Annotated in this window: 10 protein-coding genes and 1 pseudogene; 4 read left to right on the top strand and 7 right to left on the bottom strand. The window is 70.8% G+C overall.

The window, feature by feature from the left end:
- The first annotated feature begins 153 nt into the window (after positions 1-153).
- Positions 154-1,152, top strand: coding sequence for a LacI family DNA-binding transcriptional regulator (locus ACPT94_RS33425; RefSeq protein WP_425247549.1), 999 nt, complete (start codon positions 154-156; stop codon positions 1,150-1,152).
- A 134-nt stretch (positions 1,153-1,286) separates the two neighbouring features.
- Here the strand turns inward: ACPT94_RS33425 and ACPT94_RS33420 are convergent, their stop codons facing one another.
- The 6 genes from ACPT94_RS33420 to ACPT94_RS33395 all read right to left on the bottom strand — a co-directional run bounded on the left by ACPT94_RS33420 (position 1,287) and on the right by ACPT94_RS33395 (position 8,310).
- The gene (locus tag ACPT94_RS33420; protein WP_425247592.1) at positions 1,287-1,541 is read right to left on the bottom strand and encodes a hypothetical protein; all 255 of its coding nucleotides are present in this window, start codon (positions 1,539-1,541) and stop codon (positions 1,287-1,289) included.
- Between the two features lie 95 nt (positions 1,542-1,636).
- Positions 1,637-2,473, bottom strand: coding sequence for an ABC transporter ATP-binding protein (locus tag ACPT94_RS33415; protein WP_360352231.1), 837 nt, complete (start codon positions 2,471-2,473; stop codon positions 1,637-1,639).
- On the bottom strand, positions 2,470-4,230 hold the full coding sequence (locus ACPT94_RS33410) for a dipeptide/oligopeptide/nickel ABC transporter permease/ATP-binding protein (RefSeq protein WP_425247548.1): 1,761 nt from the start codon (positions 4,228-4,230) through the stop codon (positions 2,470-2,472). Before ACPT94_RS33410 ends, ACPT94_RS33415 begins: the two co-directional genes overlap by 4 nt.
- Positions 4,227-5,090, bottom strand: coding sequence for an ABC transporter permease (locus tag ACPT94_RS33405; protein WP_425247547.1), 864 nt, complete (start codon positions 5,088-5,090; stop codon positions 4,227-4,229). Before ACPT94_RS33405 ends, ACPT94_RS33410 begins: the two co-directional genes overlap by 4 nt.
- Before the next feature lie 162 nt (positions 5,091-5,252).
- On the bottom strand, positions 5,253-6,800 hold the full coding sequence (locus tag ACPT94_RS33400; protein WP_425247546.1) for an ABC transporter substrate-binding protein: 1,548 nt from the start codon (positions 6,798-6,800) through the stop codon (positions 5,253-5,255).
- Between the two features lie 505 nt (positions 6,801-7,305).
- Positions 7,306-8,310 (bottom strand): LacI family DNA-binding transcriptional regulator, encoded by a 1,005-nt coding sequence (locus ACPT94_RS33395; RefSeq protein WP_425247545.1) that lies wholly within the window; start codon positions 8,308-8,310, stop codon positions 7,306-7,308.
- Positions 8,311-8,517: 207 nt separating this feature from the next.
- Between ACPT94_RS33395 and ACPT94_RS33390 the strand changes: the two genes are divergently transcribed.
- The gene (locus ACPT94_RS33390) at positions 8,518-9,294 is read left to right on the top strand and encodes an alpha/beta hydrolase (RefSeq protein ID WP_360352213.1); all 777 of its coding nucleotides are present in this window, start codon (positions 8,518-8,520) and stop codon (positions 9,292-9,294) included.
- Entirely contained in the window at positions 9,291-11,927 is a 2,637-nt protein-coding gene (locus ACPT94_RS33385; RefSeq protein ID WP_425247544.1) for a family 78 glycoside hydrolase catalytic domain, read from the top strand. The genes ACPT94_RS33390 and ACPT94_RS33385 overlap by 4 nt, the downstream gene beginning before the upstream one ends.
- 120 nt (positions 11,928-12,047) lie before the next feature.
- On the opposite strand, the pseudogene ACPT94_RS33380 reads toward ACPT94_RS33385, so the two are convergent.
- Positions 12,048-12,698: pseudogene (locus ACPT94_RS33380) on the bottom strand (MmyB family transcriptional regulator); the annotation flags it as partial.
- Between the two features lie 63 nt (positions 12,699-12,761).
- Here ACPT94_RS33380 and ACPT94_RS33375 point away from each other — a divergent pair.
- Positions 12,762-13,001: an alpha/beta hydrolase gene (locus tag ACPT94_RS33375; RefSeq protein ID WP_360352219.1), complete on the top strand. Its 240-nt coding sequence runs from the start codon at positions 12,762-12,764 to the stop codon at positions 12,999-13,001.
- Positions 13,002-13,052: the final 51 nt, after the last annotated feature.

The following is a 13,052-nucleotide window of genomic DNA, read 5'->3' as shown; positions in this document are numbered from 1 at the left end:
CCGCGTCGTCACGATCGCGCGCGGGGCGGGGCTCCGGGACGGTGTGCCTACTCGTTTCACTTACGCGTGCCAGTTGGGCAACCTGGCAGGTAAGCTAACTGCGGCCGTGGGCTTTGACAAGAGGTACGACCGAGGGCGGGGCGGGTGACCGGGGTGTCCGAAGGCAGACGGGTGACCAGCGCGGATGTGGCGCGGGAGGCCGGAGTCTCGCGTGCCACGGTGAGCTACGTCCTCAACGACACCCCTCACCAGAAGATCCCCGAGGCCACACGGCAGCGGGTCTGGGAAGCGGCGGCCCGGCTCGGCTACGCGCCCTCGGCTGCCGCGCGGGCCCTGCGGATGGGACGTTCGGACATCGTGCTCGGCCTGCTGCCGGACTGGCCGATCGAGCATGTCCTCGGACGGCTCATCCAGCAGCTGACCAACGCCTTCGCCGAGCACGGACTGACCTTCGTGGTGCATTCGTCGGCTCGCCCGGCACGCCCCCTGCGGGAGCTCTGGAAATCCATGACGCCGGCGGCCGTGCTGGCCCTGCAGGAGTTCGCCGAGCCGGAAGCCCGGGCGATGCGGGCCGCCGGCATCGAGGTGGTCATGGCGATGCACGGGTCGATCCCGGGTGAGGCGGGGCCTCCCCTGGTGTCCGAGCAGCCGATCGGCGCGGCGCAGGCACGGCACCTCGCGGCATCCCACCGCAGACTCGGCTACGCCTACCCCGATCTGCCGGGACTCGACGTCCTGGCACAACCGCGGCTGGACGGCGTCCGCAAGGTCTGCGCCGAACTCGGCCTCCCGGACCCTGACGTCCGTACGGTGCCCCTCGAAGCGCGGGGTGCCGCCGAAGTGGTCGAGGCGTGGCTTGCCGACGAGTCACCGGTGACAGGTGTGTGCGCCTTCAACGACGATGTGGCCCTCGCGGTGCTAGCGGGTCTGAGTCACCTCGGACTGCGTGCTCCGCGGGACCTGGCCGTGATCGGCGTCGACGACATCCCCAACGCGTCGCTGGCGCAGCCGCCCCTCACCACCGTCTTCCGGGACACGAACACCATCGCGCGGAACATGGCCCGCCGCGTCGTCGACACACTCGACGGAAAGCAGATCCCGGCCGAACCCCTCCGGGACGAGCTCGGGATCCGCATCCGGGAATCCGCCTGACCCCTGCGCGACGGACCCCTGGAAGCCGGTGGCCATGCCCCGGAACACGCCGAGACGGTCCTCGATCCTCCGGCTCGTCCGGGGCGGATCGCCGGAGGGCCGGCTCGGCTTTGTCCCGTTTTCCGGTGCGGCGACTACGGCCGAACGGTGATGACGGTCTCGGCCGCCTCGCATCCTGGGGCGGTCACCCGGACGCGGATCCCGCCGACGGCGGTCGGCCGTACGACGGCCAGGGCCTGTCCGTCGTAGGTGTGCCGTTCGGTCGCGTCGAACCGCTCCTGCGACCGCGGAGCGGCGCTGCCCAGGGCGATGAGCTCACCGGTTCCGGACACCTCCACCCGGACCGGGCGGTCGGCCCCGGTCCGGCAGGTCCCGTGCGGGTCGGTCAGGGCCGGTTCTCGCTGTCACCGCCGACGAGCGACAGCTCCCGCTCCTGCAGTGCTCGCTTGTGCCCGGCACTGGTCACCGGTCGTCGGGCCGTCCGTCATGAGACCGCTTCCACACCCAGCCGATGGAGACGGCGTTCGCGTTGCAGGACCGGGTCCGGGACGGGCGCGGCCGCCACCAGTCGCCGGGTGTACTCGTGCTGCGGCTGGTCACACACATCGGTGCTGCGTCCCTCTTCGACGATGCGTCCGTGTTGCAGCACCAGGGTGCGCGCCGCGAACTGCCTGACGACGGCGAGGTCATGGGTGATGAACAGATACGCACAGCCGAGTGTGGTCTGGAGCTCGGAGAGGAGGTCCAGGGCGGCGGCCTGGGTGGTGACGTCCAGGGCACTGGTCGGCTCGTCACACATGATGATCCTGGGTTGCCGGGCGACGGCCCGGGCGATGGCGATGCGTTGGCGCTGACCACCGCTGAACTGCGCCGGGTACCGGTCGGCCGCGTCCTCCGGCAGGCCGACGCGGCGCAGCAGATCGGCGATGCGGGCGCGGACTTCGCGAGGTGAGCGGGTGGAACCGGCGAGCAGGGGCTCCGCCAGTGTCCGGCCCACGGGCAGCGCCGGGTTGAGCGACCCGTACGGGTTCTGGAAGATCGCCTGGAGATCGGTGGACAGAGCACGGCGGGCACGACCGGTGAGATGGGTGATGTCCCGCCCGCCGAGGAGCACGCGCCCGCCGCTGACCGGGGTCAGCCCCAGCACGGCCCTGCCGATGGTGGTCTTGCCCGAGCCGGACTCACCCACGAGCGCGACCGTCTCGCCGGGACCCACCTCGAACGACACGTCCTCGATGACCGTGGTCGCAGGCCTGCGGAAACCACGGGAGGGGTAGCGGACGACAAGGCCGTCAAGCTGGAGTACGGGTGTTCCGGTCACGCGATCCTGCCCTCGGTAGCGGTGATGCTGGGGGTGCTCTGGATGAGTTGCCTCGTATACGGATGCCGGGCCTTGTAGAAGATGTCCTCGACCGAACCCTCTTCCACGATCCGGCCCTTCTCCATCACGATCGCGCGGTCGCAGATGTCGGCCACCACTCCCAGGTCGTGTGTGATCAGGATGATCGCCATGCCGCGCTCGTCGCGCAGCGACCGGAGCAGGTCCAGGATGCCGGCCTGAACCGTGACGTCCAGTGCGGTGGTGGGCTCGTCGGCGATCAGCACCTTCGGTGACCCGGCCAGCGCCATGGCGATGGCGACCCGCTGGAGCATGCCGCCGGACAGCTCGTGCGGGTGCCGGCGTGCGACGTCGTCCGGCTCGCGCAGCTGGACGCTGGTCAGCAGGTCACGGACGCGTTGCCGCACGGCCTCCTTCCCGCCCGTCACGGTGCCGGTGCGTCGGATGACCTCGCCCAGCTGGGAGCCGATGGTGAAGTAGGGGTCGAGTGCCACCATGGGCTCCTGCGACACCAGGCCTATCTCACTGCCGCGGATGCCCTGCAGTTCCCGCTCCGCCAGACCGGTGATCCGGGTCCCGGCCAGCCACGCCGCGCCGCCCGTCACCGCGCCGCCCGGGGCGAGCAGCCCGAGCAGTGACAGGCCCGTCACCGTCTTCCCGCTGCCGGACTCGCCCACCAGGCCGAAGATCTCACCGGCGTTCACCGTGAAGCTGACGGAGTCGACGACCGTACGCGGCCCTTGCGCGGTGGCGAAGGCGATGGAGTAGTCGCGCACGGCGAGCACCCCCGTGTCCGATGGTGTGTCCGAGGCTTCGGCGGTGGCCTTGGCGACCGTCACGGGAACCGGCCGCCGCGACCGGCCGCCGGTCCCGCGCCTCCGGTCCTGATCGAGGTCGCGCAGCCCGTCGCCGAGCAGCCCGAAGGCGACGGACATCAGGCCGATCAGACCGCCGGAGATGAGCAGCAGCATGGGGCTCTGCTCCATGACCTGCGAGGCCTCTCCGACCATGCCGCCCCAGCTGGGAGCGGGCGGCGGGGTGGCCAGGCCGAGGAACCCGAGGCCGGTCTGCACCATGAGTGCGATGCCCGAGAAGAGACACACCTGGACCAGCAACAGCCCCACCAGGCCGGGGAAGATGTGCCGCGCCATGATCCGTGCGGCGCTGAGGCCGGACACTCTGGCGGCGTCCACGAACAGTTCCTCCCGCAGCGCGATGCACGAACTCCGGATGACCCGCGCGAGGCCCGCGGAGGAGAGGATGCCGAGCGTGACCATGGCGGCGACATTGCTCTGGCTGAAGATCGCCAGGACGGCGAGCATGAGGATGACCACGGGAACGGAGAGCATGATGTCCATCAAGGCCACGATCACCCTGTCGGTCCAGCCGCGCAGATAGCCGGCGAGGATGCCGAGTGACGTGCCCAGGACCATGTAGACGCTGACGGCCACCCCTACCCCCAGCAGGGCCGGCCGCCCGCCGTAGAGCAGGCGGCTCAGCACGTCGCGGCCGAGGTCGTCGGTGCCCAGTGGGTGGCTTGCCGACGGACCGCCGCGCGCGTGGAGCAGATCCTGCGCCAGCGGCGGGTGCGGCGCCAGAAGGGGGGCGAGGAGCACGGCGAGGGTGACCGCCAGGACCACCACGAGCGCTGCCGCGGTGAGAGGTCGGCGCCAGATCCCGGCGAAGGGGTTGGTCCACGTGCGTGCTCGCACACGCACGGGCGGATCTGCAGCGGTCATGCCACACGCACCTTCGGGTTCAGGAAGCTGTAGAGAACATCGACGAGAAGGTTGATCACGATCACCATCACCGTGAAGGTGATGGCGACGCCCTGCACGACCGGCAGATCGTGCTGGTTGGTCGCGTCCGTGACCGTCGTCCCGAGCCCGGGCAGGGTGAAGACGTTCTCCACGAGGATCGTGCCGGGGATGTACGCGATCATCGTGAGGCCGACCGCGGTCGCCACCGGCAGCCCGCAACTGCGCAGGGCGTGCTTCCAGACGATGGATGCGGGACGGACGCCGGAGGCTCGGAGCGTTCTGATGTGGTCGAGGGCCAGGGTCGACAGCATCGCGTCGCGGGTGATCTTGGAGATCAGGGCGACTCCCCCGATCGAGAGAGCGATCACGGGCAGTACGAGGCCGGCCGCCCATTGCCCCGGTGACTCGGCGAACGGGGTGTACCCGGTGGCCGGGAAGATCCGGAACCTGACGGCGAAGACGGATACGAGCATCAGCGCGAGCCAGAAGTTGGGCAGGGCGCTGCCCAGCAGGGACACCACGTCGATCAGCCGGCGGCTGAACCGGCCACGCGTCGCGCTGTACACGCCGAGCAGGACGCCGACCAGGGTCGACAGCACGGTGGCCCCGATCACCAGGGTCAGCGTGACCGGCAGGCGTTGCTCGATCACCTCCAGCACGGACTCGCCGCTGAACAGCGAGCTGCCGAAGTCGCCGTGCAGGATGTCGCGCAGGTACAGCCAGTACTGCTCGACGAACGGCTTGTCGAGATGGAGCGCGGCTCGCAGCGCGTCGTACTGCTCCTTCGTCGCGTTGACACCCAGGACCGTTGGGGGCCGGGACCCCCCCCCGAACCACACACGGGGGAGGGGTTGGCCGGGCGCGCCCGCCGCCCCCCCCGCCGCCCCCCCCCCCCCCCCCCCCCCCCCCGACTCCAGGAGCGAGGTGATCGCCGAGACGACCACCAGGAGCGGGACGGACAGCGCCAGCCTGCGGAGAATGATGGAAGGCATCGGTCCTCGTCAGCGAGAAGTCCACGTGACGTTCGGGGTCAGCTGGGCGGTGCCCACCCCGAACTTCACCCCGCGCAGCTTGTTGTTGTACATCGCGATCGTGTCGGTGGCGGACACCGGCAGGGCAAGCGCCTTCCGTACGATCACATCGGTGAGATCCTTCGCCGCCGCGCCACTGGTCCGGGGGTCCGACTTGGCGAGCCGGTCGAAGGCGGCATCGACGTCCTCGTCGTCCACGGCGAAGACGTTCATGATGCCCGTCTTGATGAACCCCGCCTGCTGCGCATAGAAGTTCTCACCGCCACCCTGGCCGGGCGACAGCACCGTGGCTGCGTACTTCTTCGACAGGAAGTCGTTGATCCACCCACCGAAGTTGGCGGCGCCCTTGAGCTTCAGGGTCACGCCCACCTTGGCGAGCTGGTCCTGCACGGCCTGAAGCATCTTGGTCGTCGAGGGGTCGAAGGACCCGTAGTTCACCGGGATGGTCAGCTTCTCGTAACCCGCCGCCTTCAGCAGCTCCTTGGCCTTGGCCGGGTCGTAGGGGTACATCTTCTCGGCTTCGGGGCTGTGGCCGTCGTACCCGGGCATCGCGGGCTGGGAGACCGGTGCGCCGAAGTCGCCGTAGACCGCCTTCGTGATCGCGGCCCGGTCGATGGCGAAGTTCAGCGCCTGCCGGACACGCACATCGCTCAGTCCCTTGACGACGGTGCCGTCGCGGTCCACGAGGAACAGGCCCGCCCAGGTGGTGGGGCTCTTGATCATGGTGAGCGACTTGTTGCCGGCGATGGTCGGCGCCACGTCCGGAGTGCCGTACATGAGGTCGATCTGCCCGGACTTCAGGGCCTGCGCCTGCGAGTTGACGTTCGGCATCACCCGGATGGTGATCTTCTTGAAGTGGATGGCGGACTGGTCGTAGAAGTGCTTGTTCGGCACGTAGACATAGTGGTCGTTGGAGACCGTCTGCTGGGCGCTGAGCACGTACGGCCCGGCACCGAAGGTCGCGGTGGCCAGCTTCTTCGGGTCCTTCAGTCCCGCCGGGCTGACGATGGCTCCGCTCATGAACGCGGGCGTGAACAGCGCGCCCATGTCGGGGTTCGGCGTCGGGCTGCTGACCACCACGGTCGAGCTGTCCGGCGTGGAGAAGGTCAGGGGACGGACGTAGGACCCGCCGGGTCCACTGCCCTTCTGGAAGTACTTGATCGAGTTGACGACGTCGGTGGCCGTGACCGGCGTGCCGTCGGCGAACTTCGCATCCTTGCGCAGCTTGAGCTGGAACTTGGTGTTACCGCTGCCGACATAGCCCCACTGGTCGGCCAGCCCGGGCCCCAGGGTGCCGTCGTCCTTGCGCGTCAGCAGCGACGCGTAGGCAGGGTCCATGTAGTTCAGGAACGGCCCGACAGCGACCTGGGCCGGGTCCAGGCTGTTGGGCGCCGAGTTCAGAGCGATGGTCATGGTGGCCGGACCGGCGCTGCCGTTGCCGTTGCCGGCGCTGCAGGCGGCGAGTGCGAGTGCTGCGGCCGCGCCGATCGAGGCTTGGAGGAGGATTCTTCTCTTCATCGAGGTCTCCGTTGGGTCGGGGGGCTGCGATGGGGGCACGGGGAGGGTGACGTGGGTGGGCGAGGGCGTCTGCGAGGTGGACGGACTGGGTGGCGGGCTCCGAACTCGCGGAGCTCCAGGGGGATTCAGCGGTGTTGAGGTCGGGGTCCCAGCGCGTTGGCTGCTGAGGTGACTCGGTGTCCGAATCCCGCACGTTGCCCGCACGGTCGCTGACACGTTTCGCTTACACGTTTAAGCCGATGCCCGGTAAATTAACTGCGCCGGATGCGTTGCGCAAGAGGTGCGCGGAAGCGGTTTTGAGGAACCGCGACGCCGTGGAGCGAACAGCGCGCCGGGTCCTCGAACGGCAAACTCGGGCCGGACCCGCGGCATCGCGGTCGCTTCCCGCACTTCCGCGCTCCCGCACTTCCGCGCTCCCGCACTTCCGCACTTCCGCGCTCCCGCACTTCCGCACTTCCGCGCTCCCGCACTTCCGCACTTCCGCACTTCCGCGGCAGCGCAGCCGTCAGGCGGACAAGCGCACGAGCACCCGAGGCGCGTCCCCGAGGGGATCGGCGGGGAGCCGCCTGCCGTCGAGCGCGTCGACGAGGCGGCGGGCCAGGCCGCGCGCGATGGCGTCGGTGTCGCGGACGACCGTGGTGAGCGGCGGCTGCGCCAGCGCCGCCCCGAGAGTGTCGTCGACGCCGATCACGGCCATGTCCTCCGGGACCCGCAGCCCCAGCGAGCGCAGGGCGACCAGCACGGACATGGCGACGGCGTCGTTGAAGGCGCAGACGCCCGTCACCGGCGGATCGGCGGCGCGCCATGCCTTCACCGCCTCCACGGCACCGTCCGGATCGAAGGGGACGACGCGCACGTCCGGCTCCGGAAGGCCGAGTTCGGCGCACACCTTGCGTACACCGTCCAGCCGCGGACGGGCCAGGACACCGAGTCTCGCGAGGTCCGGGCACGCATAGCCGATCCGGCGGTGCGAGTCGGCGAGGTGGCGGGCCTGCGCCGCTCCGACCGGTTCCTCCGACACGAGAGCGGGCCGGTGCCGGCCCTGTGCCGAGCCGTGCACCGCCATGACGACCTCGATCCCCGCCGCCCGCATGGCGCCGGCCTCGGACTCGGGAAACGCGTCCAGCGCCAGCACCGCCGCGGGGGTCAGGGCTTTCCAGATCTCCCGGAGGGGCCGGACGGGGTGAGCCGACGAGTGCACGAGGAAGGTGAGCTCGTGTTCGGCGAAGGCGTTGGTCAGCTGCTGGACGAGTCGTCCGAGGACATGCTCGATCGGCCAGTCCGGCAGCAGACCGAGCACGATGTCCGAGCGCCCTGTCCGCAGCGAGCGGGCCGCCGCCGAGGGCGCGTAGCCGAGCCGGGCGGCCGCTTCCCAGACCCGCTGCCGTGTGGTCTCGGGGATCTTCTGGTGCGGGGTGTCGTTGAGGACGTAGCTCACCGTCGCGCGGGAGACGCCGGCCTCCCGCGCGACATCCCCGCTGGTCACGCGTCTGCGGCCGGACCCGGTCATGCATCCCACCCCTCTGACAGGCCTCTTGTCAAAGCCCACGGCCTGGGGCTAACTTACCCGCTCAGTATACGTACACGTTTAAGTGACGCGTTTAAGTTCGCTCTCCGTAGCCACCTTCGTGGACGCCACCCCGCTACCCGGCTCCCCCACCGCCGCCGGCAGCCCCAGCCGAGCGTCCCCCCTCGAACCGACCGGAAAGGCTGCCCTGTGATCCGCCATCACGACTTCTCGCACAACGGCTTGACCCTGCGTTCCACCGTGCACATACCCGAGGGCCCGGCCGGAACCCGGTGGCCGACCGCGGTGTTCGTCCACGGCTTCACCTCCAACCGGCTGGAACTGCCGTCCTTCGTCGGCATGTCCCGGCTGCTGGAAGCGAACGGCATCGCCTCGGTCCGGTTCGACCTCTCCGGCCACGGCGAGAGCGACGGCGACTTCTTCGACGTGACCATCACCGGTGAGATCGCCGAGACCCGCGCGGTCCTGCGGACGGTCCGGACCCTGGACTTCGTCGACCCCGAGCGCATCGGCCTGGTCGGTATGAGCATGGGAGGTGTGGTCGCGGGCATCGTGGCCGCCGAGGAGCCCGGGATCAGCGCGCTGTGCCTGTGGTCCCCGGCCGCCGTCGCGCCCTTCGAGATCGGCGGCGGCTACCTCAAGGGCCGCAGACTCGCGCCGGAGATGGAGGAGAAGGGTTACGTCGACGCCGACGGGTACCGGATGAGTCCCGCGCTCGTCGAGGACATCGCCGGTCTCGACGTCTACGGGCGCTCCGGCGCGTACACCGGACCGGTCCACATCCTGCACGGCGACAAGGACGAGATCGCTCCCCTCGCGTACGTGCGCCGCTACCTGGACCACTACGACGGCAACGCCGAACTGGACCTCGTGGAAGGCGCGGACCACGCCTGGGGCACCGTGCCGCACCGCACCACACTGCATCGATCGACCCTGCGATTCCTTCGGAGGCACCTCCAGTCATGACGACGTCGAGCTCCGAGGTACTCCACACCGCGGACACCACGACGGCTGTCGTCGGGCTGCGCACCGCGGACGACTCCGGTCTCGTGGCCACGCCGAGTCCCGCCCCCCGACTGTCGTGGGCGCTGGCGAGCGACCGGCCCGGTGTCCTGCAGCACGCCTACGAGATCCAGGTCTCGGCCGACCGGTCCTTCGGCGACGCGGCCTCCAGCGGACAGGTCGAGTCCGACGTGGTGACCGATCACCCGTGGCCGGCCCAACCGCTGCGCAGCCGGGAGGTCCGTCACTGGCGCGTGCGGGTCCGCACCGATCTCGGGTGGACGGCATGGAGCGAACCCGCCCGGGTGGAGGCCGCGCTCCTGCGCGACGAGGACTGGACGGCCCGCCCGGTCCACCTCCCCGGTGACCGAGAGCGCGCCGCTCCCGGCCCGGTGCCGCTGCTCCGCCGGGAGTTCGACCTCCCGACGAAACCGGTCTCCGCGCGGCTGTACGTGACCGCGCTGGGCGTCCACCGCACCACGGTCAACGGCCGACCCGTCGGCGACGAACTCCTGGAACCCGGCTGGACCAGCTACCCCAACCGGCTGCTCTACGCCACCTATGACGTCACCTCACTGCTCGCGGCCGGCCGGAACGCTCTGTCCGCCGCGGTCGGCGACGGCTGGTACCGAGGCCACCTCACCTGGCACAAGAACCGCGACGTCTACGGCGACACCTCGGCGCTGCTCGCCCAGCTCGAAGTCACCCTGGCCGACGGCACCACCGTCACGATCGTCACCGACGACCGCTGGAGGGGCGGCTACGGCGACCTGCTGGCGGCCGACCTGTACGACGGCTGCGAACGCGACCTCCGCCGGGAACCGCACGGCTGGCGGCTGCCCGGCTTCGACGACCGGGGCTGGGAGCGGGCCGCCCCTCTCCCCCTGCCCGCCGGGCTGACGCAGCGCGCCCACCCGCCCGTGCGCGTGGTGCAGGTCATCCAGCCCGAGCAGCGGATACTGCCCGACGGCACCATCGCGGTCGACGCGGGTGAGAACGTGACCGGTTGGCTCCGGCTCCGCGCCCGCGGCCCGGCGGGAAGCACGGTCACCGTCCGGCACGCCGAGGTTCTCGACGGCGACGGCCGCCTGCTGACGAGCATCCTGCGCGGCGCACGCGCCACCGACCGGTACACCCTGGCCGGTGACACGGCCGAACTGGAGCCGGAGTTCACCTTCCACGGCTTCCGGTACGCCGAGATCGAGGCCTCCCCGGGCGTCACCGTCGACCGGATCGACGTGGCCGTCGTGGCCAGCGACCTGGACCGCATCGGCGCGTTCCACTGCTCCGACGAACGCGTCAACACGTTGTACGCCAACGTCGTCCGCTCCCAGCGCGGCAACTTCCTCGCCGTACCGACGGACTGCCCGCAACGCGACGAACGCCTCGGCTGGACCGGAGACCTCATGGCCTTCGCCCCGACGGCCTGCGCCACGTTCGACAGCCGCTCCTTCCTCGACAGCTGGCTCACCGACCTCGCCCTCGAACAGCGACCGGACGGCGCGGTCCCGATGGTGATCCCCGATGTGCCGCTGGGCGACCCGCCGCCGAGCGAGTTGCCGTTCGCGGGCTCCGCCGCGGGCTGGGGCGACGCCGCCACCGTCGTACCGTCCGCTCTCTTCGACGCCTACGGCCGGCTCCATCTGCTGGGCCGCCACTACCCGGCGATGCGCGCGTGGGTCGACTTCACCGTCGCCCACCTGGACGACGACGGGACGTGGAGCGGCAACGCGCAACTCGGGGACTGGCTCGACCCGGCAGCACCGCCGGAGGACCCGGCGCGCGCCACCACCGACTCCGGGTATGTCGCCACCGCCTTCGTCGCGCACAGCGCCCGTCTGCTCGCCGACGCGGCCGGTGAACTGGGCCATGCGGACGACGCCGACCGGTACGCGGCTCTGCACCGGCGTACCGCCGAGGCCGCCTGGCGGAAATGGGGGGACCACGCCCGCACCACCCAGACGGGATGCGCGCTCGCCCTCGCGTTCGGCATCGCCCCTGCCGCTGAGCGTGCCGCGGTGGGCGAAGCCCTCGCCGCCCTGGTGCGCGCGGGCGGCGGGCGCATCGCCACCGGCTTCCTCGGCACCCCCTTCGTCTTGCCCGCCCTGACCAGCACCGGCCACACGGCCGAGGCGTACCGGCTCCTGCTCAACACCGAGTGTCCGGGCTGGCTGTACCAGGTCGCTCGAGGCGCGACCACCATGTGGGAGCGGTGGGACGCCATACGCCCCGACGGCACCATCGACACAGAGACAGCCGGCACGATGCTGTCCTTCAACCACTACGCCTACGGCGCCGTCGCCGCCTGGCTCTACCAGTGCGTCGCCGGACTACGACCCGCCACCCCCGGCTACCGCACCCTCGAGGTCGCGCCCCGGCCCGGCGGCGGGCTCACCTCGGCCGACGCCTCGATCGTCACCCCCTACGGCACGGCGTCCGTCTCCTGGTCCGTGGGCGGCAGCACCTTGACGGTGGACCTCGCCCTGCCGCCCGGCACCACCGGGCGGTTCAGCGCCCCCGAGGGGTGGCGATGCACCACCGCGGTCGGCCGACTCGGATCCGGGCACCACCGCCTGGTCCTCCACCCCGGCTCATAGCCCGGTCCGGTCCACCGGCCCCCCGATCGCGGCCCGCCGTGCCCTGACACACGGCGGGCCGCTTGCACGGCCTGCCCCGGTCGGCTCACCGGTGGCCGGAAGGCTCCGCGGCTTCGACGCTCAGCCGGTCGAGAGTGGTGGCGCCGACGAGGCGGTTTCCTGGGTGGCGGCCCAGGAGGCGAGCAGCCGCAGTCCTTCTTCGGAGGGCGAACCCGGCTCGGCGGTGTAGACGGTGAGGGCGAGGCCGGGAGCGGCGACCAGCTCCAGGCCCTCCCAGGCGAGGGTGAGATCGCCGACGACCGGGTGGTGGAACTCCTTCGCGCCGGTGCCGTGGAGGCGGACGTTGTGGCTGGCCCAGCGGGTGCGGAACGCGTCGCTGCGGGTGGACAGCTCGCCGACCAGGTCGTGCAGGTCCCGGTTGTGGGGCTCGCGGCCGGCCTGGGTGCGCAGGATGGCGACGGTCTGGTCGGCGATCTGCTCCCGGTCCGTGTAGAAGCGCTGCGCGGCGGGGTCGAGGAAGGCGTGTCGAGCGAGGTTGGCCGGCCGCCGGTCGGTGGCGCGCAGGTCGCAGTAGAAGGCGCGGGCGAGCTGGTTCGTGGCGAGCAGGTCCATCCGGCCGTTGGCGACGAACGCGGGTCCGGCGGTGACGGCGTCCAGGGTCCACTGGAGGCTCGGGTGCGCGGTCCACTGCCTGGCTGCGCGACGGCGCGGCCGTGCGAGGGTGTCGGAGCCGTCGGCGGCCTGGGCCAGGTGGAGCAGGTGGGTGCGTTGTTCTACTCCACGCCCCGGGGCTACCACCCGAACTCCATAACCCAGTTCACACTGACGAGCAGCATGTCGTTCATGAACTTCCCGCTGCTCACCCACATCAAGTCGATCTCGCCGCGGCCGATCCTCTTCCTCGCGGGCGAGGACGCCTTCTCGCGGTACTTCAGCGAGGACGCCTACCAGGAGGCGGCGGAGCCCAAGGAGCTCCACCTCGTCCCGGGCGGCAACCACGTGGGCCTCTACGACAGGACGGACGTGATCCCGTTCGACAAGCTGGAGGAGTTCTTCACCAAGAACCTCGCGTGACCGCCGGGTTGCGGCGGGCCTGGTGCGGCCGGGCTCGCCGGCTTGGTCGGC

Origin of the sequence: Streptomyces aurantiaciflavus (genome assembly GCF_049808595.1) — a bacterium.
GTDB lineage: Bacteria > Actinomycetota > Actinomycetes > Streptomycetales > Streptomycetaceae > Streptomyces.
This window is presented reverse-complemented; position numbering and strand designations above follow the sequence as displayed.